General features: G+C 44.9%; 19 protein-coding genes. 3 read left to right on the top strand and 16 right to left on the bottom strand.

Annotated elements, in window-relative coordinates:
- Nucleotides 1–320 precede the first annotated feature (320 nt).
- From NSQ20_RS09070 to leuB, 3 genes are all read right to left on the bottom strand, one after another.
- Nucleotides 321–737, bottom strand: a complete 417-nt coding sequence (locus tag NSQ20_RS09070) for a hypothetical protein (RefSeq protein WP_017689649.1) — start codon at nt 735–737, stop codon at nt 321–323.
- 357 nt (nt 738–1,094) lie between these two features.
- A complete protein-coding gene (locus tag NSQ20_RS09065; RefSeq protein ID WP_036610146.1) occupies nt 1,095–1,634 on the bottom strand; it encodes a peroxiredoxin in 540 nt (179 codons plus the stop codon).
- Between the two features lie 277 nt (nt 1,635–1,911).
- Complete coding sequence (leuB, locus tag NSQ20_RS09060) at nt 1,912–2,997, bottom strand: 3-isopropylmalate dehydrogenase (RefSeq protein ID WP_036669759.1); 1,086 nt, start codon at nt 2,995–2,997, stop codon at nt 1,912–1,914.
- A 233-nt stretch (nt 2,998–3,230) separates the two neighbouring features.
- Between leuB and NSQ20_RS09055 the strand changes: the two genes are divergently transcribed.
- Complete coding sequence (locus NSQ20_RS09055; protein ID WP_340032311.1) at nt 3,231–4,211, top strand: aldo/keto reductase; 981 nt, start codon at nt 3,231–3,233, stop codon at nt 4,209–4,211.
- Between the two features lie 259 nt (nt 4,212–4,470).
- Here NSQ20_RS09055 and NSQ20_RS09050 read toward each other — a convergent pair whose 3' ends face one another.
- The 4 genes from NSQ20_RS09050 to ilvB form a co-directional block, all read right to left on the bottom strand.
- Nucleotides 4,471–6,012, bottom strand: a complete 1,542-nt coding sequence (locus NSQ20_RS09050) for a 2-isopropylmalate synthase (protein WP_340032310.1) — start codon at nt 6,010–6,012, stop codon at nt 4,471–4,473.
- 139 nt (nt 6,013–6,151) lie between these two features.
- The gene (gene ilvC / locus NSQ20_RS09045; protein ID WP_036669754.1) at nt 6,152–7,144 is read right to left on the bottom strand and encodes a ketol-acid reductoisomerase; all 993 of its coding nucleotides are present in this window, start codon (nt 7,142–7,144) and stop codon (nt 6,152–6,154) included.
- 261 nt (nt 7,145–7,405) lie between these two features.
- A complete protein-coding gene (gene ilvN / locus NSQ20_RS09040; RefSeq protein ID WP_024628317.1) occupies nt 7,406–7,888 on the bottom strand; it encodes an acetolactate synthase small subunit in 483 nt (160 codons plus the stop codon).
- Nucleotides 7,885–9,636 (bottom strand): biosynthetic-type acetolactate synthase large subunit, encoded by a 1,752-nt coding sequence (ilvB, locus tag NSQ20_RS09035; RefSeq protein WP_127544452.1) that lies wholly within the window; start codon nt 9,634–9,636, stop codon nt 7,885–7,887. Before ilvB ends, ilvN begins: the two co-directional genes overlap by 4 nt.
- Before the next feature lie 601 nt (nt 9,637–10,237).
- On the opposite strand from ilvB, the gene NSQ20_RS09030 reads away from it, so the two are divergent.
- The gene (locus tag NSQ20_RS09030) at nt 10,238–10,684 is read left to right on the top strand and encodes a GNAT family N-acetyltransferase (RefSeq protein WP_100529523.1); all 447 of its coding nucleotides are present in this window, start codon (nt 10,238–10,240) and stop codon (nt 10,682–10,684) included.
- A gap of 6 nt (nt 10,685–10,690) precedes the next feature.
- Here the strand turns inward: NSQ20_RS09030 and NSQ20_RS09025 are convergent, their stop codons facing one another.
- The 9 genes from NSQ20_RS09025 to NSQ20_RS08985 form a co-directional block, all read right to left on the bottom strand.
- Nucleotides 10,691–11,080 carry a hypothetical protein gene (locus NSQ20_RS09025; RefSeq protein WP_047842246.1) on the bottom strand — a complete coding sequence of 130 codons (390 nt, stop codon included), beginning with the start codon at nt 11,078–11,080 and terminating at the stop codon, nt 10,691–10,693.
- Between the two features lie 212 nt (nt 11,081–11,292).
- Complete coding sequence (locus tag NSQ20_RS09020; protein ID WP_047842245.1) at nt 11,293–12,255, bottom strand: ABC transporter permease; 963 nt, start codon at nt 12,253–12,255, stop codon at nt 11,293–11,295.
- Nucleotides 12,256–13,335: an ABC transporter permease gene (locus NSQ20_RS09015; protein ID WP_036610168.1), complete on the bottom strand. Its 1,080-nt coding sequence runs from the start codon at nt 13,333–13,335 to the stop codon at nt 12,256–12,258.
- Nucleotides 13,328–14,866: an ABC transporter ATP-binding protein gene (locus tag NSQ20_RS09010; RefSeq protein ID WP_036610171.1), complete on the bottom strand. Its 1,539-nt coding sequence runs from the start codon at nt 14,864–14,866 to the stop codon at nt 13,328–13,330. Before NSQ20_RS09010 ends, NSQ20_RS09015 begins: the two co-directional genes overlap by 8 nt.
- Nucleotides 14,867–15,165: 299 nt before the next feature.
- The gene (locus tag NSQ20_RS09005) at nt 15,166–16,206 is read right to left on the bottom strand and encodes a BMP family ABC transporter substrate-binding protein (RefSeq protein WP_340032309.1); all 1,041 of its coding nucleotides are present in this window, start codon (nt 16,204–16,206) and stop codon (nt 15,166–15,168) included.
- 580 nt (nt 16,207–16,786) lie between these two features.
- Nucleotides 16,787–17,146 (bottom strand): 50S ribosomal protein L20, encoded by a 360-nt coding sequence (gene rplT, locus NSQ20_RS09000; protein WP_017689664.1) that lies wholly within the window; start codon nt 17,144–17,146, stop codon nt 16,787–16,789.
- Between the two features lie 88 nt (nt 17,147–17,234).
- Nucleotides 17,235–17,438, bottom strand: coding sequence for a 50S ribosomal protein L35 (gene rpmI, locus NSQ20_RS08995; protein WP_017689665.1), 204 nt, complete (start codon nt 17,436–17,438; stop codon nt 17,235–17,237).
- A 24-nt stretch (nt 17,439–17,462) separates the two neighbouring features.
- Nucleotides 17,463–17,957 (bottom strand): translation initiation factor IF-3, encoded by a 495-nt coding sequence (gene infC, locus NSQ20_RS08990; RefSeq protein ID WP_017689666.1) that lies wholly within the window; start codon nt 17,955–17,957, stop codon nt 17,463–17,465.
- A 335-nt stretch (nt 17,958–18,292) separates the two neighbouring features.
- Nucleotides 18,293–19,531: a glycosyltransferase family 2 protein gene (locus NSQ20_RS08985; RefSeq protein ID WP_036610177.1), complete on the bottom strand. Its 1,239-nt coding sequence runs from the start codon at nt 19,529–19,531 to the stop codon at nt 18,293–18,295.
- A gap of 710 nt (nt 19,532–20,241) precedes the next feature.
- Between NSQ20_RS08985 and NSQ20_RS08980 the strand changes: the two genes are divergently transcribed.
- Entirely contained in the window at nt 20,242–20,769 is a 528-nt protein-coding gene (locus NSQ20_RS08980; protein ID WP_017689668.1) for a phosphatase PAP2 family protein, read from the top strand.
- The last annotated feature ends 36 nt before the right edge of the window (nt 20,770–20,805 follow it).

Genomic DNA, 20,805 nt, shown 5'->3' with positions numbered 1-20,805 from the left:
TATGGATGGCATGTCCGGAACTCAAGCTGGTCTATTCCCGGTAACCAACAGTCGATCCGGAAAATCATATACGTTTGTTCCATTCTGACCTTCTCCTATTCCCAAACACGAACATTTTTTGCTCCGCCTCTTTGCAAGTCTGTTTTTATCATAGACAAGTTTATAGAAGAGAGTCAATCGGAGAAAGTGTCGAATGGAAATTATTTTAAAAAAAACCTCGAATTAGTTCCAGAATACAGCACAAAAACGAAGCCGTTTCACCCAGTAGGCAAATCAGCTTCGTTTTTAATATCTTTAATTGGTGATATATCCGAGATCATCTATAGTCCGGTCTTATTATGCTGAATTTTCAGTCTGCGCTGACTCATCACAGCTAATCGACGTTTAAGTTCGCTTTCCCACTTCTCGTCTTTGGTTTCCTTGGCGAGCCTGAGCAAATCCAGAGCCATATCAATCTGGCGCTGCACAATGACCATGGCATCCTCGCTCTCACGGTTTACACAGTTTTCGAAAATCGCATCCTCATCTTCTGTAACATAATCTTGAAAGTCGATCTCGGATGCACCGTCTCCATGCGCATATTCAGCCAGGATTTCGTATTCGTTTTCCACTTTATAATGCACCTCAACCCGGTGACACACCGGGCAAAACAGCAGGGGAACATTATGAACCTGGGTGCGGTAATGCTTCAGCGTGCCCTTCGTTCCAACCATACTTGCCCCACAACAGTAACTCATTTTTGTTCACCCTCCTTATTACGTGCCGGGACTTTTTTTGTTAAAATGCCATCCCGTACACTTACAGCACTTCCAAAAAGGAATAGTTCCATCAGTGTATCACATTCATGTACAGATTATAAATGCAGAGCACCGGAATATTTACCGGGTTTCCATACCCTATTCGCCTTGAAGGCCATCAATTCCTCTTTCAACAGATAAAAAGAAGACTTTCTTCTAATATATTATTAACACGCTTAGCTGCTTGTTCAAACACTTTTGATTAACTTCGTGATAACTTCCGTCAAAAGGGTGCAAAAAGCCCTCAATCCCTAACGGGATGAGGGCTTGAACAAAAACCGTTCAAGTTAATCTGGCTTACAGGTTAGTGTCGCCTGGTTTCCAGTTCATTGCACACAATCCGCCGGATTGCAGTGCTTGCAGTACGCGAAGTGTTTCTTCAACACTACGGCCTACATCGTTGTGGTTAACCACTTGATATTTCAATTCGCCTTCTGGATCGATGATGAACAGACCGCGCAATGCTACGCCTTCTTCTTCGATCAGAACGCCGTAATCTTTAGCCACTTGCTTCGTGATATCGGAAGCCAGCGGGAAGTTCAATTGACCCAGACCATTGCTGTCTACAGGTGTATTGATCCATGCTTTGTGGCTGTGTACGGAGTCTACGCTCACGCCAAGAATTTCTGTATCCAAAGCTTTGAATTGCTCGGAAGCAACGCTCAAAGCTGTAATTTCAGTTGGGCACACAAATGTGAAGTCCAAAGGATAAAAGAAGAATACAAGCCATTTGCCACGATAATCGGACAGTTTAACGGAACCAAAGTCTTGTCCGTCTCCCGATACTGTTTCCATTGCGAAATCCGGTGCTGGTCTACCTACCAAACGTTCTGCCATAACTAAAAATTCCTCCTTTGGGATTATGTAAGCATCCTTGCGGATTGCTCATCATCAAGAAAAACGCGTACGCTTTTCCTGTAATTAAAATGATTTGATACTTGATAACAAGTACAAGTAAAATGTTATCATCCGGACTTCCCAAAGTCAAGATTATAAACATTATTTTTTTATAATCATTATAAATAAGGATTTTTCGTGGCAAAAATGATAAAGGAACAGCCCTCTGTACATTCCATAACTGGAAACAAAGGGCTGCCTGTAGTTGGTAATATAATTACGCCTGTTTCTGAATAGCCGCCACGATCAAATCGCCCATTTCGGTCGTGCTGATCGCTGTGCTCTTGTCTACAGCAATATCACTCGTGCGGTGTCCTGCATTCAATACATCCGACACAGCTGCTTCAATGGCATCCGCACCTTCTGTATAACCAAAGGTTGTACGGAACATCAACGCCAAAGAGAGAATGGTTGCAATCGGATTAGCGAGGCCTTGACCTGCGATATCCGGTGCGGAACCGTGTACCGGTTCATAGAGTCCGAAGCTGCCCTCTCCCAGTGATGCAGATGCGAGCATACCGATGGAACCTGTCAACATCGCTGCTTCATCACTCAAGATATCTCCGAACATGTTTTCCGTTACGATGACATCGAAGCTGGACGGACGACGCAGCAATTGCATCGCGCAGTTGTCTACCAGTACATGCTCCAGTTCAACATCCGGATAATCCGGTGCTACCCGGTTCACGACTTCACGCCAGAGACGGGAAGTTTCCAATACGTTGGCTTTGTCTACAGAAGCCAGCTTTTTGCGACGTCCTTGCGCAATTTCGAATGCCTGACGAACGATCCGCTCCACTTCTGTTACATTATATGCACACGTATCTACTGCCTCTTCGCCCTGTGCACTTTCACGTCTGAATTTCTCACCGAAGTAGATCCCACCTGTCAACTCACGTACCACCATCAGATCTGTACCTTCCAGTACTTCAGGCTTCAGAGTTGAAGCATCCTTCAGGCAATCAAATACAACAGCCGGACGCAGGTTGGAGAACAATCCAAGTGCTTTTCGAATACCCAGCAGGCCTGTTTCCGGGCGAAGCTCCTTGCTGTTGTTATCCCATTTTGGACCACCAACCGCTCCAAGCAGGACTGCATCTGCACTTTTACATACAGTCAGTGTTTCTTCAGGAAGAGGTGTACCCTTCTCATCAATCGCGATTCCGCCAAACAACGCATGCTCTGTCTCAAAACGATAACCGAATACTTCCTCCGTACGTTTAAGAACTTTCTCAGCCTCAGCTACGACTTCAGGGCCAATTCCGTCACCTGCAATAACTGCAATTTTTTTCACGTCTGCCATTGGGTTGTCCACTCCTTATATTTCATTCATTAATTATTCATAAAGTAACGTCTCATATTAACTCTCTCCTTTGTATCATATTCCAAGGTCATTTGACCAAGATATACAATCTATGACTTTAATAGATTTTACCTATAAGCCAATAGAGATTGGCCTTTCCAAGTTGTTCTGACCTCCCGGCTGGGTTAAAATATAGCTGAATTCAAATCAGGTACGCAGGAGGGATAAGCAACATGCAATATTCGTATTTGGGTAAATCAGGCCTCAAGGTCAGCCGAATCTGTCTCGGTACCATGAATTTCGGGCCTGCTACAGATGAAAAAGAAGCTTTCCGCATTATGGACGCAGCACTCGATGCAGGCGTGAACTTTTTTGATACCGCTAACATCTACGGCTGGGGTGAAAATTCCGGCCTTACCGAAGAAATTATCGGACGCTGGTTCAATCAGGGTGGGGGCAGACGTGAAAAAGTAGTGCTGGCCACCAAAGTCTATGGCTCCATGCATGATGATACAGATGGCCCCAACAACGAAGCTGGCCTCTCCGCCTACAAAATCAGACGGCATCTGGAGGGTTCCCTCCGCCGCTTACAGACCGATCATATCGAGCTATACCAGATGCATCATGTAGACCCTGCCATATCGTGGGACGAGCTGTGGGGTTCGTTCGAGAATGCCGTTCATCAGGGTAAAATCGGTTATGTAGGATCGAGTAACTTTGCTGCATGGCAGATTGCAATCGCTCAAAGTGAAGCCAAGAATCGTCATTTCCTCGGCCTGGTTTCCGAACAACATAAATATAGCCTCAACTGTCGTTTGCCTGAGTTGGAAGTACTGCCCGCAGCCAAAGAGCTGGGCCTCGGCGTCATTCCATGGAGTCCACTGGATGGTGGATTACTGGGACGTAACGCTCTGCAAAAGCTGGAAGGAACACGCAGCGGGGGCATCGCTGGACGGATCGAGCAGCAGCAAACTCAGCTTGAAGACTTTGCCGCACTGTGTCGTGATCTCGGTGAACCACAGGATACGGTGGCTTTGGCATGGGTTGCAGCCAATACGGCGGTGACCGCCCCGATTATCGGACCGCGTACGCTGGAGCAGTTTGAGACCGCACTCAAATGTCTGGACGTGACTTTGGATGAAGCTGTGCTCAAACGTCTGGATGAGATTTTTCCGGGCCCAGGTGGATATGCACCTAATGCATACGCGTGGTAATAGCTTGATAGCGTAAGCCAATACAATAGGAAGCGTAGAAAAGGTTCTGTGTTTTACTGCCATAATCATATAAATAATAAGCAAAAGAGTCTGACCCTCCACAGGAGAGTCAGACTCTTTACATCCCTCACTAAACGTAACAAAGCAAGCCGAACGATCTTCTATATCCATTAAATTAAAGATAGATCATTCTAGCAGCATACATGTGCCTCAGCTAAAGTTCAGTTCAATGAAGGGTGCGTGCTTCTTGCATTGGAGCCTACAGGTTAACGTTTACACGGTTCGTATATGTCTTGCGCTTCTCAATCAATTGATTCAGGCCGTCTACATAGGCACGTGCACTTGCACCCAATATATCTGTGCTTACGCCACGTCCTTGTACCGAAACCTGATTCTGAGTCAGCACAACATGTACTTCACCCAATGCATCCTTACCATGTGTCACCGATTTGATGGAATAGTCAGACAACGTTACATCTTCCCCACTCACTTGGTCAATCGCATTGTAGATCGCATCTACCGATCCGTTACCCTCTGCTTGCTTCTCAATCGTATCCCCGTCAAGCATTGCAATGCGGACTTTGGCCGTTGGTACCGATTCATCTCCGTACGTTACGAAGATGGATTCCAGTTTATACACCTCAGGTGCATCCTGCAATTTCTCTTCAATTACGGCAAGCAGATCTTCGTCAGTAACTTCTTTTTTCTTATCAGCCAGATCTTTGAACTGGGCAAAAGCCCGATTCAATGCTTCTTCTTCCAGCTCATATCCCAGATCAATCAACCGTTCACGGAAGGCATGACGACCAGAATGTTTACCCAGTACAAGTTTACTTTCCTTCAGACCGATGGACTCTGGAGTCATAATCTCGTACGTTGTTTTTTCCTTCAACATGCCATCCTGGTGAATGCCGGATTCATGTGCAAAGGCATTTGCCCCAACAATAGCTTTGTTTCCAGGCACAACCATACCTGTCAAACGGCTAACCAAACGACTGGTCCGTGCAATCTCAGACAACTGCAGCGATGTTTTCGCTTGGAAAAATTCCTGACGTGTCTCCAGCGCCATAGCAATTTCCTCGATCGCCGTGTTTCCGGCACGTTCACCAATGCCATTGATCGTACCTTCGATCTGATCGGCTCCGTTGAGAATGGCTGCAAGTGTATTGGCCGTCGCCATACCCAAGTCATTATGACAGTGGGCACTCAGCTGTACCTTTTCAATACCGTGTACATTCTCCTTGAGATGTTTGAAAATGTTTCCGTATTCATATGGGCTCAGGTAACCAACCGTATCCGGAATATTCACGACGGCTGCACCTTCTTCAACAGCCATATTCACCATTTCCACGAGGAAATCATACTCGGTACGACCTGCATCCTCAAGGGAGAATTCGATCTTCGAGAATGTTTTCTTTGCATAACGAATCGCGGAACGAGCTGTATCCAGTACCTGCGCTTTGTCCATACGCAATTTATGTTGGCGGTGAATAGGTGAAGTTGCCAGGAAAACGTGAATGCACGGGTCCTGTGCACCTTTAAGTGCTTCCTTAACCGCATCAATGTCTTGCTCTCTGGAACGGGACAAGCCAATTACAGTCACATTTTTGACCGCATTTGCTACTGCATTGACAGCTGCCAGATCACCTGGAGATGCCGCCGGGAAACCCGCTTCCATCCGGTCAATGCCAAGCCGCTCGAGCTGATGGGCAATTTCCACCTTTTCACGAGTGTTCAGATTGACTCCCGGGGATTGCTCTCCATCACGCAGCGTTGTGTCAAATACATAGATTTTACGCACGCTTCGCACCTCCTGTACTTGTTGTTATATGTTTCTCTGAACCAGCAATAGCGGCTCACGCATAAGCACGGCCGCTATTCCCAGTTAAAGCTCTAAGTTTACTTGAATACCTTTAAGTGCATGTTCTAGAAGTTAATTCTTATTTCTTGATCCAGTGCATCATCTCACGCAATTGTCCGCCAACCACTTCGATTGGGTGTTCAGCTTCGTTGCGACGAGTTGCTGTCAAGAATGCACGTCCGGATTGGTTTTCCAGAATGAAGTCACGTGCAAATTTACCTTGTTGGATATCCGTCAGCACTTCTTTCATTGCTTTCTTCGTATCTTCAGTTACAACGCGAGGTCCAGTTACATAGTCACCGTACTCAGCTGTGTTACTGATGGAATCACGCATGCTTGAAAGTCCGCCTTCATACATCATGTCAACGATCAGCTTCAGTTCGTGCAGACATTCGAAGTATGCCATTTCAGGAGCGTAACCCGCTTCTGTCAATGTTTCGAATCCAGCTTTTACCAATGCACTCACGCCACCACACAGAACAGCTTGCTCACCGAACAGATCTGTTTCTGTTTCTTCACGGAAGGAAGTTTCGATAACCCCTGCGCGTGTACAACCGATACCTTTAGCATAAGCCAAACCGATTTCTTTAGCTTTACCCGTTGCATCTTGCTCAATCGCGATCAGGCCCGGTACACCAAAACCTTCCACATAAGTACGACGTACCATGTGACCAGGGGACTTAGGAGCTACCAGCAATACATCGCTGTTTTTTGGAGCAACGATTTGACCAAAATGAACGTTGAAACCGTGTGAGAAGAGCAATGCAGCGCCTTCTTTCAGGTTTGGTTCGATTTCGTTTTTGTATACAGAAGCTTGAGTTTCGTCTGGCAGCAAGATTTGAACTACATCTGCGCGGCTTGTTGCTTCAGCCGGGGACAGAACTTCAAATCCGTCATTTTTTGCAGTGTCGAAGGATTTACCTTCACGAAGTCCGATGACTACGTTCAATCCACTATCACGAAGGTTTTGAGCTTGGGCGTGGCCCTGGCTACCATAACCGATTACCGCGATCGTTTTTCCTTTCAATACGTTAAGCTCTGCATCCTGTTCATAATAAGTAGTTACTGGCATGTTTATAAGTCCTCCTTTGTATTGTAAAGAACCCTTCATTAATGAGCGGGTGTCTCAAGGGACCGCCTCGCTTGGAGTGTCAAAAGCATCTCTGGTCTGATCCGATCCGTTCAGACACCCGCCCATTAATGCGGGAATGTAGCTATATTTTCAAGCGTTACATCACTAAAATGTTAAATTACAACTGTTAAGGGACTGACACTCACATAAGATCAACTGTATATGTTAGCTAACCGTCGTCCCTTTTCATTCATTATAACTTTATACGTTGCCGCGTACCAATGCAGTTATGCCTGTACGGGACAATTCGCGAATGCCATATGGCTTGAGCAATTCAATCATAGCATCAATTTTGTCCGTATCTCCGACTACCTGCACAATCAGGCTGCCTGGACCAACATCTACAACGGATGCGCGGAATGTTTCTACCACACCCAGAATTTCAGGACGCTCGGAAGGCTCTGCTTTCACTTTAATCAAAGCGAGTTCACGGGCTACCATCGGTTTCAGGCTGAAATCAACCACTTTAATAACATCGATGATTTTATACAATTGTTTCTCAATCTGCTCCAGCGTTTTATCGTCACCAATGGTGACAATAACCATCCGGGAGAGTCCTGGTTCTTCCGATTGACCTACGGTAATACTCTCAATGTTAAATCCGCGTCGACCGAACAACCCTGACACACGCTGAAGGACACCTGGCTGATCGTTTACCAATATTGAAATCGTATGTCTAATCATTCGTCAGCATCCCCCATCAGCATTTGATCAATTGTTGCTCCCTGCGGAACCATTGGATACACATTTTCATCCTTGCGTACTACGAATTCTACAACGACTGGTCCTGGTGTATCCAAAGCTTCCTGCCAAGCACGCTCTGCTTCTTCTTTATTCGTTGCACGCAATCCTTTCACGCCATATGCTTCAGCCAGTTTTACAAAATCCGGGCTTCCTGCCAGATCAATGTGGCTGTAACGGTTCTCATAGATGAGTTCCTGCCATTGGCGAACCATTCCAAGTACCTGATTGTTAATGATCACAATTTTTACCGGTATATTGTTAATAGCACAGATTGCGAGTTCTTGGGAACACATCTGCATTCCGCCGTCACCGTTAATGGAGATAACGAGTCTGTCCGGATTGGCCATCTGAGCACCAATTGCAGAAGGGAATCCGAAGCCCATCGTTCCGAGACCACCCGAAGTTACCCATGAACGTGGTTGATTAAACTTGTAATATTGTGCCGCCCACATCTGATGTTGTCCCACATCCGTAGTCACAATCGCTTCACCTTTGGTTGTATCATTCAACATTTCAACAACCCACTGCGGTTTCAGCACTTCGTCTGAATCCGTATAGCTGTATGGCTTCTCTTGTTTCCACTGTTTGATCTGGTCTCTCCATGCATCTGCACGCTCTGCACGTCCAACTTCTTTGTTGGCTATTTCAAGTACGGTCTTCACATCACCAACGATTGGAATATCGGTTGCAATGTTTTTACCAATCTCAGCCGGATCAATATCGATATGGACGATTTTGGCATGTGGAGCGAATCCGTCCAGCTTACCTGTTACCCGATCATCGAATCGTGCGCCGATATTGATCAGCAGATCCGACTGTTGGATGGCCAGGTTGGATGTGTATGTTCCGTGCATTCCTGGCATCCCTGTCCATAGTTCATGCCCACTTGGGAATGCACCAAGCCCCAGAAGGGTTGTCGTAATCGGAATGCCTGTCTTCTCAACAAACTCGAACAGTTCTTCATGTCCTCCCGAGTATACCACACCGCCACCGGCCAGAATCATTGGACGTTCTGCTTCCTGAATGGCCTGAGCCAGACGGTCAACCTGCAGTTTGTTTGGTACTGTCCGTGGATTGTACCCTCTTAATGTAACAGGTTCAGTACTCGGTTCAAACAAGGTTTTGTTGGCTGAGACATCTTTCGGAATGTCGATCAGTACAGGACCTTTACGGCCGGTGTTGGCAATATGGAATGCCTCATGAATGATACTCGACAAATCCTTAACATCTTTTACCAGATAGCTGTGTTTGGTGATCGGCATTGTAATCCCGGTAATATCCGCTTCCTGGAAAGCATCCGAGCCGATCAGGCTGGAATTAACATTTCCCGTAATGACAACCAGCGGCACAGAATCCATATATGCCGTGGCTATTCCAGTAACCAGATTGGTTGCTCCCGGCCCAGAGGTAGCGATACAAACACCAACTTTGCCGCTTGCACGTGCATATCCGTCAGCTGCATGAATTGCACCTTGTTCGTGACGGGTTAAGACGTGTTTGAAATCCTCGAAACCATACATTGCATCGTAAATGTACAACACTGCGCCACCCGGGTAACCAAATACGCAATCCACACCTTCAAGCAACAAGCTTCTCAGCAGAATCTCGGAACCGCTAATGACCTCCGGCTTCATCCATTTTTCACGTAATTCATCTGTCGATCGAACTTCTGGAATTTGAGCTCCCATTAGTCATCCTCCTCTCGGAATTTACACCATTCTGACATTTAAAGTTACAAAAAAAACCTTCCATCCCCTGCAAACAAGTTCATGCTTGCGAGGGACGAAAGGTTATCGCTTCCGTGGTACCACCCAACTTTGCCCGAAATTTCGCAATAACGGACCTTACCAGGTACAACAAAACGAATAGCTCAAACGAACATAGTCGTTTCCCATACCTGTTGTCTGTAACGCAGACATACGATTTTCCCTAATACGCGAAAGGAGTGACATCCAGTGCTTTTCAGGAAAACAGCTCCGAGGTGAGCTCGTATATAAGGGATAATGGTGGTGGTTTCAGCAATTCCAGCCACTCTCTGAGCAAAAGAGCCCTTAAAACTTCGTCCTCTTCATAGCCGATGAAATATTCTCGTTAAATGTTAGGAACATTATATGATTCCTCCAACCGATAAGTCAATACCTGTTTTGCATAAAAATTCAGAGAACCTTCTTTCCTCCCTCTTCAGCCTATAAGGTTGCCCTAATCCCAGCGCTTCATTCAGTCACCTTTTATCTTGCTTCGGGCATAGGATATACGAGCAGCACGACTGGTCCTGAAAGGAGGCTCCGCATGGTGATTCGGCAACGCACATCCAAGCTGGATGATGGCGCCATCATGAAGCTGATTGACACTCAACTTGTTCCTTTATCCCATATGAGCGAAAAGGAAATTAATAAAATCCGCAAAGAAATACCCCTGCGAATGAACAGGGGCATGACCTTTGTTGTCTCGCCGGAGCCAGACAAAGCTGCTGTGGCATTCATCCATTTTCTCATGCATGGGGAATTGCTCTATGTCGATATGATGGCCGTTAGTCCGAAAGAACAACGCAAACGTTACGGGCAAACTTTGTTGCTCAAAGCAGAGAGCTTTGCGGTATCCCGGGGTTGTCGAAGATCTAAAGTGATGGTGGATGAGGGCAATACCAAAGGGCTTCAGTTTTATCAAAAAAATGGATACAGCGCGATTCGATACATCATGATAAGCCGCTGCTACGAATTGGAAAAAACATTATAGAATGTCCTAGAAAAATCCTGGTGGGCGTGGACCTGGACCATAAGGGCCGAATCCAGGACCAGGTCCATATCCGCCACCAGGTCCTCCAGGTCCATATCCCGGTCCGTAGCCTGGACCATATCCAGGCCCTGGTTTTGGTCCAGGTCCATATCCGGGACCGAAGCCGGGACCACCTCCATAAGCATAAGGCAGTGTGGCAATAGCGAGCAGATCAAACAATACCAGTGGCAGAATCGCTTTTGTACGTACTTTTTTGCCATTCAAACGCTTGAGTACCAGTTTGTTGCCCGATACTTTCAACAGCTTTCCCGTAACCCGAGTGCCGTCTTTTTTGATTGCAACAATATTTTTGCCTATTAATTTCATCGCTTCATCACGCGTAACTTGTTGTTTCATACTTTCCCCTCCTCCTCGGATCGTTCAAAACAGTGTATTCGTCCATCACTGAATTCGCCTGTTTCTTTGTCCCTACCTGAAAATATGGGTATCTGCACGAGAACCAAGTTAAGCATGGAAAAGTCGATGGGCGTTCAAGAAAACGAAAAAAGGCCCGCACAAGGCGGACCCTTTTATCAAGCTTTTGGATAGTAAATTGACATATTACAAGTTTACCTTTTACCAGGGTCATACGCTTCACCGAGTGCAGACGGAGCCGAAGAACGTCCAACCGCTGCAACGAGAACGATGATGGTAAGCAGGTAAGGCAACATGAAAATAATTTCCTGGGGAATACTTTGTGACCATTCAAACAACTGTACATAGTTTCGGATCGCTTGTGAGAATCCAAAGAAAACAGCCGCACCAAAGGCACCAATCGGATTCCACTTACCAAAGATCATAGCTGCAATGGCAATATAACCTTGGCCGGAAACCGTATTGTGTGAGAACGTACCCGTGGTCGTCAACGTAATCGCAGCTCCACCAATGGCCGCAAGCGCACCACTGATCATAACGCCAATATAGCGATAACGAAGCACTTTAACACCAACCGTATCAGCCGCACTTGGATGTTCACCTACAGAACGAAGGCGCAGACCAAATGGCGTTTTGAACATGATGTAATACGTCAGGAATACGAACAGAATGGCTAGATATGTCGTTGGATATACGTTCTTAAAGAAGGCTTCTCCAAGCAAAGGAATGTCTTTCAACAATGGCACATCAAACTTGCTGAAGCCTTGAACCAATGGTGAATCACCAGAACCTTCAAACAACAGTTTAACCAAGTACAACGTACTTCCTGCTGCCAAAAAGTTAATGACGATACCACTGATAATCTGGTCTGCCTTAAATGTGATAGACGCAACGGCATGAATCAGAGATACCAGTACGCCCAATACAATCGCTAGCAAAACTCCCATCCAGGCCGATGTCGTTCCGCCCATGCCCGATTCTTGAGCATAATGCGCCCCGATTCCAGCTGCAAAGGCACCAAAGACCATAAAACCTTCAAGTCCAAGGTTGGTTACACCTGATTTTTCCGAAAAAATTCCGCCGAGTGATGCAAAAATCAATGCCGTAGCAAAGACAAGCGTCGTATTGATAATTTGCCCAATTGTCAACAAGTCCATCTACAACACCTTCTCTTTCTTACGCTTCGAATAGAACGGTTTAAGTATCCAGCGCACGATGCCTTGTGCCGCAATGAAGAAGATAATCGAACCGATCACAATCCGAATAATCTCAGGCGGAACATCCGCAGCAAAACTCATACCTGCAGATCCGTACGTGAGGGTACCAAACAACACTGCCCCCAATAACACCCCAAACGGATGATTCAAACCAATCAGGGCAACCGCAATTCCGTCAAAGCCTGTTCCCGGTGAACCCGACATTACGGTTTGGTATTGGAACACACCAAGAACCTGGAATGCACCACCAAGACCGGCAAGCATACCACTGATAAACATCGCTTTTACGATATTCCGGTTAACATGCATACCTGCATATTCAGCCGCGTTAGGGTTGTAACCTACCGCGCGGATTTCATAACCTTGTTTTGTTTTCCACATATAGATATAAAAGAGCACAGCCATCACAAGGGCAATCAACGTCCCCATGTGTACACGGGAATTGCCCATCAGCTCAGAGAGCCATGTCAAACTAATCGAAGCCGATTCGCTGATATCCACGGAACGATTCTCGCCCTTCAATAGCAAGAATTGGCGAACGATAAGGTTGGCCAGATACAGACCAATCCAGTTCAACATGATACTACTGATAACTTCATTGACCCCACGTGCCGCCTTCAAATAACCAGCAATCGCGGCCCACAGACCACCAAACAATGCACCGGCAATCAAAGCCAGTGGCGCATGAAGGTAGATCGGCAAACCTGCAAATTTAACACCAACAAATGTTGCAGCGGTCATACCAACGAGAAATTGACCTTCTCCCCCGATATTAAACAACCCTGCACGTGATGCAAATGCAAATGCTAGTCCAGTCATAATTAGTGGTGTCATTTCCCGTACTGCTTCACCAAAGTTGTACATGTCGCCAAATACCTTGGTGAACAATGCACCATAGGCTTCAATTGGATTGTAACCACCAATCAGCATGACAACTCCACCGAGAATAAGACCCATAATAATAGCTACTACAGGTAAAATAAATGAATCTCGGGTAAACCATTTCAATACGTTATTCATGCGCAGTACCTCTCTTTTGGGTGCTGCCCGCCATCATCAAGCCGAGCTCCCTGTCATTGGTTTCTTCCGGCAGCACCTCACCAACGATCTGACCTTCATAAATAACAGCAATTCGGTCAGATACATTGATAATCTCATCAAGCTCAAATGAAATCAGCAGAACAGCCTTCCCTTGATCGCGCTGTGCAATCAGTTGCTTTTGCACGAACTCAATAGCCCCTACATCCAAACCACGCGTTGGTTGCGCAGCAATAAGCAGTTCAGGGTTTTTATCTACCTCACGGGCGATAATGGCCTTTTGCTGGTTTCCTCCGGACAAGGACCGAGCTTTGGTCTCGATGCTTGGTGTACGCACGTCAAAAGCCTCAACAAGCCGCTTCGCCTGCTGTTTGATGGCATCGAAGTTAAGGAACCCTTTACGGGTGTATGGTGCTTTATAATACGATTCCAGAACGATATTTTCACTCACTGAAAAATCAAGTACAAGTCCGTGTTTATGTCGATCTTCCGGAATGTGGGCTACACCCGACTCCGAGATATGGCGCGGAGAATGATTGGACAGCTCCTTGCCCTCCAAAAGAATCGAACCGCTCTCTACTTTACGAAGTCCGGTAAGAGCTTCAATCAGTTCACTTTGACCGTTACCATCCACGCCTGCGATTCCAACAATCTCTCCTGCACGTACGTTCAGGTTAAGTTGGTTCAGAACCGAAATACCTTCTTTATTCTTGGCCGTTAATTTACTGACTTCGAGCACATTGGCTCCAGGTGTAGCCGGTTTTTTGTCCACTTTGAATGTGACATTCCGCCCCACCATTTTCTCTGCCAGCTCATTCGGATTGGTTTCCGATGTTTTAACCGAATCAATTACTTTACCCCGACGAATAATGGTTACCGTATCGGAGATTTCCATAATCTCTTTCAGTTTGTGCGTGATCAAAATAATGGACTTTCCTTCAGCTACAAGCTTCTTCATGATAATCATCAGTTCTTTGATCTCTTGAGGAGTCAATACGGCTGTAGGCTCGTCAAATATCAGAATGTCTGCACCGCGATACAACGTTTTAACAATCTCTACACGTTGCTGCATTCCGACAGAAATATCATGAATTTTGGCATGAGGATTCACCTTCAGTCCATACTGTTCGGAAAGACGCTGAACTTCAGCGGCTGCTTTTTTATAGTTAATATTGAGACCCTTCGTTGGTTCAGATCCCAAAATAATGTTCTCTGTTACCGTGAACGGCTGTACAAGTTTAAAATGCTGATGCACCATGCCTATGCCAAGATCGATCGCTCGGTTAGGGCTGTCGATGATGACAGGCTTGCCATTCACTTCAATGGAACCTTCATCTGGCTGATAGAGACCAAATACAATATTCATCAACGTTGACTTACCAGCGCCGTTTTCGCCCAGTAGCGCATGGATCTCGCCCTTACGAAGCTGAAGGCTGATGGCGTCGTTGGCAACAATGCCTGGGAAACGCTTCGTAATTTGTTTTAACTCAACGACGGGGGTTGCTGCACCCATGTAATCACCCTTATAACTGATATAGTGTGGTTCCGCAAACGTAAAAAAAGACGTCTATCGACGTACTTTCAAAGAAGACAGACCGCGCTTAGCTGAAGTTTTTCTTGCGATAATCGAATGGTTCAGCTCATTAAGAACATATCAATTCCATTATCTTAAGAAAAGCTCCTACCGGAGCGTTGATGCACAGTGACCTTGTACAATTGTTATGATGACTTGATCAAATGTTCCTGTTCTTGCAATCATAAGGCCGGTCAAGACCGGCCCCAATGATTATTCATTTGCGACTAAGATCAAAATTACTCCGTAGGAACTTTGATTTCGCCGCTGATGATTTTTTCTTTGTACTCTTCCACTTTTGCAAGTGTATCAGCAGGTACATTGGCAGTAGAGGTATCAGCAATACCTACGCCGTTTTCTTTCAAAGTCAGGTTCTCGGAACCGCCAGCGAATGTACCATCAACTACTTCTTTGTTAACGCGCTTAACTGCTTCGTCAACTTTTTTGATCATGGAAGTCAGTGTGATCTCATCACCAAACTCAAGAGATTGGTCTTTGTCAACACCGATAACCCATACATCTTGACCTTGTTTCTTACGAGCAATTGCTTCGTTAAACACACCGTTACCTGTTGCGCCAGAAGCGTGGAAGATAATATCTACGCCTTCATTGTAAAGTGTTGCTGCTGCTGCTTTACCCAGGTCAGGTTTATCAAATGCACCTGTGTAGTTAGAAATGAATTTAGCGTCAGGGTTAACTGCTTTAACACCTTCTCTGAATCCAACTTCAAACTTTTTGATCAGTGGGCTTTCCATACCGCCAACAAAACCAATTTTGTTCGTTTTTGTTGTCAGACCCGCAACAACACCAACCAGGAAAGAGCCTTCTTCTTCAGCAAAAGTTACGGATTTAACATTAGGGGAATCCACTACGCTGTCAATGATCGCGAGTTTAGCATCCGGGTTTTGGTCAGCAACCGTTTTGATTGCATCAGCCAATTGGAAACCGATACCCCAAGTCAGATCATATCCACCTTTAACGAATTCGTTCAAGTTAGGAATGTATTCTTCATCGGATTTACTTTGCAGGTATTTAACAGCAGCACCTGTTTCTGTTTCAGTCGCTTGCAGAGCTTCCCAAGCGGATTGGTTAAAGGATTTGTCATTAACTCCACCTACGTCAGTAACCATACCGATTTTGAGATCGGATTTTGCTTCAGTGGAAGTGCCACCTGTATCTCCTCCGGCATTTGTTTCTTCTTTCGGTTTGCTACCGCAACCTGCGAGCATAACCGATACCGCCAGCAACATTACCAAAGACAAGCTGAGCATCTTTTTCATTTCTCTTTTTCCCCCTTAATGATATATCCCTCATTCCAATCCAGCCTACAATTGAACGGTTAACAGATAGCAGGAATGACTTTTATGCAGAATGTATGGTTTCTTCGACATTAAAAGCGCATTCTCACCCTTGAAGCATCCTATCACCTGTCGAAAAACCGAACATTATGACATGGAGAGAAAAATCTAGGACTAGCCTACTAGAGGTGATTATACAATCAACCAGTGTTAAAATCCAGATGTTTCATCACCAAATATCACATATTTTTGTTCTTTTTTTATTGAAAACGCTTAATAATTTAGCGATTTAACACACTAACGTTACAACGATGTAATGTTATATAACAAAAACATATCGTAAACTTTAGTGATGAGAGGGATTTACCTGTTTTTATTTGTATTATTTCACCGTTCGTATTTTATGTATTCCCATGGACCGTTATTCACCAGTTATCTGGTTTCATTGTTCCCTTCCAGACTACAGCCTATTCGCTCTACTCACTCAGAGATTCATCCTCGAATTTCTTCCCAAGCCGTAAAAAAAGCCGCCATATAGGTACGGCGGCTTGTATCATACAATTTAAGCGTTGATTTTGCCTTTAGCTACAGTAGCCAAAGAGTTGAACGCATTGATGTCGTTAACGGCCAGATCAGCCAACATTTTGCGGTTCATGTCTACTCCAGCAAGTTTCAAACCATGGATCAGTTTGTTGTAAGACAAACCATTCATACGTGCTGCAGCATTGATACGAACGATCCACAGTCTGCGGAAGTTACGTTTCGTGTTGCGACGGTCACGGTATGCGTATACCAGGGATTTCATTACTTGCTCGTTAGCTGTTTTAAAAATACGGTGTTTGGAACCGAAATAACCTCTTGCCAGTTTCAAAACCTTTTTATGACGACGACGTACTACAAAACCGCCTTTTACTCTTGCCATATTAAAGAACCTCCCAAATAAATATAAATGTATCCGTGGTATGTGTACGGCCGTAGCCGATCCCCCATACGGAATGTACTAATTAAAATTAGCCTTTCAAGTTAGCCAAGCCTTGTTTCAAACGTCTAACATCCCCGGCAGCCATAACTGGGTTACCGTTCAGAACGCGCTTAGCACGTTTGGATTTGTGGGAAAGCAAGTGGTTTTTGTGAGCTTTGTAACGAAGGACCTTACCGGAACCGGTAATTTTGAAGCGTCCTTTCAAACTGCTGTGTGTTTTCATTTTAGGCATTTTGTGTTTCCTCCTCCAATGTTATCAGGCTTTAGGAGCCAAAATCATGATCATACTGCGGCCTTCCAATTTCGGTTGACGTTCAACAGTACAAAGTTCTGCAACTTCTACCTTAACGCGCTCCAAAATCCGTTGACCAATCGCGGCATGTGCAATTTCACGTCCGCGATAACGAACAGAACATTTCACTTTGTCGCCTTCGTTCAAAAACTTAACTACATTACGAAGCTTCGTTTGATAATCGTGCTCCTCAATATTGGAACGGAACCATACTTCTTTAATATCAACAATTTTCTGGTTCTTACGGGCTTCTTTATCTTTCTTTTGTTGCTCATAGCGGAATTTGCCATAGTCCATAATACGACACACCGGCGGTTTAGCCTGTGGTGCCACATTGACCAGATCCAAATTCAGGTCAATCGCCATTTGCAGTGCTTCGCGAATGGGCGTAATCCCAATTTGTTCTCCTTCAGCTCCGACAAGGCGTACTTCCTTCGCCCGAATCTCATCATTAATCATGTGATCTTTACTAATAATCGTCCACCTCCAGGTCATTTTGAATATCCAGTTAAACAAAAATAAAAGGGATGCCGGTCAAGCTACCGACATCCCTGTAATCAACACAATTCTTCATGAGTATACACTTCATAAATTATTGGGATCGTTGACCAGCCAACATGTTTGTTGATCAGGTGAGAAGTCGGACTTCTGCTTGTGATTCCATTGCTATTCGCTTTAAGGCACTTGAATACTATATCACCCATGAAATACATTGTCAACATTCTTCACAACTTTTTTTCGTGAATTACACATTTGTGATATCAGATGTCAACAAAGTATCGCATGCATGTTCCTTACCCTTGTTTGCTTTGCACCTCATCCAACCGTACAACACGTGTATGTTGAGTGTGGCTCCACTGTTTGTTGTTCTGTGTAAAGAAAGCGTAGAACGTAATCGGGTACCAAGACAGCAGGTAGATCGGGAACAAAATCAGATATAGATAAACTTTGGCAAAGGTAACCTTCTCCAGCGCCATGGACAACAGGAACGTCAGAATGTTCAAACCAATAGCCACGAACCCAACCCATAACGGGAAGTATCCATAAATATTAGCAATGTGCGGACCACTGAATATAGCCATGTCTACCCACATCACAGCCGTCATCAGGAACGTAAGCAACACCACATAGACATTGGCTCCGTAGATAGCAAGGTCAAATTTCACCAGGCTTCTTTCCTTAATGGACTGCCATAGCAGCGGGAAGAAGTATCTACGCGCAACTGTAAAGTGACCTTGCATCCAGCGCAGACGTTGTCTCGCTGAAGCTTTGAATGTTAATGGCTTCTCATCAAATACTTTGGCGTCATAGTTGAAAACAGGATACACATTACGTTGCACACTGCGCATCGTAAACTCCAGATCCTCAACCAGACTTGTTGCACCCCAACCAATTTCCTTCAACAGGTTGGTCTCAAAGCACATTCCGGTTCCTCCGAGGAAATTCGCCATATTCAAGTTATGACGAGACAACTGCCACAGACGGTTGATGTACCAGTAAGAAACACCGTAAGCTGCAGTAATCCAGGAATCCTCCGGATTTTTCGTATCAATGTATCCTTGGATAACACGCGAACCATTGTTCAAGTCATCATTCATCTCAAGCAAGAAGTTACGGTCAACCAGGTTATCCGCGTCAAACATAACAACTGCGTCATACTGACGTGGCAATTTCCACAGGTACTTAAGCATCCATTCGATGGCGTACCCTTTACCTCTTAAATCGGCATTGGTACGTACACATGCGTTTAATCCATGCTCTCTGACAATTTGAGCCGTTCCATCCGTACAGTTGTCACAGATGACAAACACATCGTACAGATCTTCCGGATAATCAAGTTGTTTCAAGTTCTCCATCAAGGCACCAATGACTTGTTCCTCATTGTGTGCTGCGACGAGTACAGCGAATGATTTTGTCGCCGGATAATGTTTCTTTTTCTTTTTCTTAATCAGACCGAACAGCGAAAACGTGAATTGGTACACGGCTAGCAGTGCCAGAATGACCTGCATCGTGACGAATATAGCGTCCAACATCGTTCTCTGTTACCCCCTTTTTTTCAAAACCCAGTTTACTCAAGCATTTCTCTTCCTGATTCTGCAATTTATTTTTTTTTGATCTGCAGAATATGACCCTGTTCTTTTGTGTACTACGTGATTATATCAGGCAATGTTTCAAAGCTTGGTTGCTATCAGTTGGCTGCTTTATCGATTCTGTATCCTTTTCAGTCATTTGTCAAAACCCCAATTCCACTTTCTGAAGCAGAAATGTGATCTTTAAACGCTGAATAGACACTTCGTGATACCACAACCTCGCATTCATGCCTGTTATATCTTATTTTCAGCCGTTTACTTGATTTTTATTTCTAAAGTCCCTGCTTTTTTCATCAGCATGATAATCTTCGTCAGAGGCTCTATAACAAATAACGCAAACAGACCTCAAAAAGTTTGAAACAGAACTCACATTTTTTTACCTCATTTCAGCCATGTTGAATCATTGTATCTTTTTTGGCTGACCCAAGTCAAAAAGTTAAGATGGGTATATATCCACTCTTTAACATGAATTTCACGTTCTTTACATGGGTTCTTCTTGAAAAGGACAACATTTAAAAATATGATAAACATATACCTGAAATAACCTCAAGTTCATGAAAAACGGTTATATACTAATCAGGACGAAACCGGATGCAGAAAATCACCGGAAATAATGCCGCCATTATGGGCGGCCTGACTGGCAGGAGGCCAATATGAGCCGTTTATTCTTAAAGTTTCAAGATTATGATCGAAATGTTTTTATGTGGATCAACGGCCGACTTCATAATCGTTTTATGAATTTTTGGCTGTATTATTTCACCCATCTGGGTGGAGCAACTTCATCTATTGCAATATCGTTGTTAATCTGGCTGCTTGCTCCAGCTCCATGGAGCACAACAGGACTCCAGGCATGTATCGCCCTTGCGGTCAGCCACATCCCTGTAGCCATCGCGAAAAAATTGTATCCCCGCATTCGACCTTATCTGGCCTTGCCGGATACAATTACGTTCCGTAATCCCCTGACGGATCACTCGTTTCCTTCAGGGCACACAACTGCCATTTTTTCGGTCACAGTTCCCTTTATGACCACTGATCCGATCTTATTGCTAATATTGTTGCCTGTGGCCCTTATTGTCGGATTCTCTCGAATTTATCTGGGGTTACACTATCCTTCCGATGTTCTGGCGGGTGCCACAATAGGTACTTTAGTCGCACTTGCAACAGTTGCATTCTGGTCTTAAAGCCGATATGTTAGACTCAGAAAAACCTAGCAGGAA

This window comes from Paenibacillus sp. FSL K6-1122 (assembly GCF_037977015.1).
Taxonomy (GTDB): domain Bacteria; phylum Bacillota; class Bacilli; order Paenibacillales; family Paenibacillaceae; genus Paenibacillus; species Paenibacillus amylolyticus.
Note: the sequence above shows the minus strand (reverse complement) of the source record. Positions and strands in the feature narration are given on the sequence as shown.

Excerpts from the sequence above, each read along its gene's own strand:
- NSQ20_RS09070 (WP_017689649.1), bottom strand. The coding sequence starts at position 737 with ATGAGTTACTGTTGTGGGGCAAGTATGGTTGGAACGAAGGGCACGCTG.
- NSQ20_RS09065 (WP_036610146.1), bottom strand. The coding sequence starts at position 1,634 with ATGGCAGAACGTTTGGTAGGTAGACCAGCACCGGATTTCGCAATGGAA.
- leuB (WP_036669759.1), bottom strand. The coding sequence starts at position 2,997 with ATGGCAGACGTGAAAAAAATTGCAGTTATTGCAGGTGACGGAATTGGC.
- NSQ20_RS09055 (WP_340032311.1), top strand. The coding sequence starts at position 3,231 with ATGCAATATTCGTATTTGGGTAAATCAGGCCTCAAGGTCAGCCGAATC.
- ilvC (WP_036669754.1), bottom strand. The coding sequence starts at position 7,144 with ATGCCAGTAACTACTTATTATGAACAGGATGCAGAGCTTAACGTATTG.
- ilvN (WP_024628317.1), bottom strand. The coding sequence starts at position 7,888 with ATGATTAGACATACGATTTCAATATTGGTAAACGATCAGCCAGGTGTC.
- ilvB (WP_127544452.1), bottom strand. The coding sequence starts at position 9,636 with ATGGGAGCTCAAATTCCAGAAGTTCGATCGACAGATGAATTACGTGAA.
- NSQ20_RS09030 (WP_100529523.1), top strand. The coding sequence starts at position 10,238 with ATGGTGATTCGGCAACGCACATCCAAGCTGGATGATGGCGCCATCATG.
- NSQ20_RS09025 (WP_047842246.1), bottom strand. The coding sequence starts at position 11,080 with ATGAAACAACAAGTTACGCGTGATGAAGCGATGAAATTAATAGGCAAA.
- NSQ20_RS09020 (WP_047842245.1), bottom strand. The coding sequence starts at position 12,255 with ATGGACTTGTTGACAATTGGGCAAATTATCAATACGACGCTTGTCTTT.
- NSQ20_RS09015 (WP_036610168.1), bottom strand. The coding sequence starts at position 13,335 with ATGAATAACGTATTGAAATGGTTTACCCGAGATTCATTTATTTTACCT.
- NSQ20_RS09010 (WP_036610171.1), bottom strand. The coding sequence starts at position 14,866 with ATGGGTGCAGCAACCCCCGTCGTTGAGTTAAAACAAATTACGAAGCGT.
- NSQ20_RS09005 (WP_340032309.1), bottom strand. The coding sequence starts at position 16,206 with ATGAAAAAGATGCTCAGCTTGTCTTTGGTAATGTTGCTGGCGGTATCG.
- rplT (WP_017689664.1), bottom strand. The coding sequence starts at position 17,146 with ATGGCAAGAGTAAAAGGCGGTTTTGTAGTACGTCGTCGTCATAAAAAG.
- rpmI (WP_017689665.1), bottom strand. The coding sequence starts at position 17,438 with ATGCCTAAAATGAAAACACACAGCAGTTTGAAAGGACGCTTCAAAATT.
- infC (WP_017689666.1), bottom strand. The coding sequence starts at position 17,957 with ATGATTAATGATGAGATTCGGGCGAAGGAAGTACGCCTTGTCGGAGCT.
- NSQ20_RS08985 (WP_036610177.1), bottom strand. The coding sequence starts at position 19,531 with ATGTTGGACGCTATATTCGTCACGATGCAGGTCATTCTGGCACTGCTA.
- NSQ20_RS08980 (WP_017689668.1), top strand. The coding sequence starts at position 20,242 with ATGAGCCGTTTATTCTTAAAGTTTCAAGATTATGATCGAAATGTTTTT.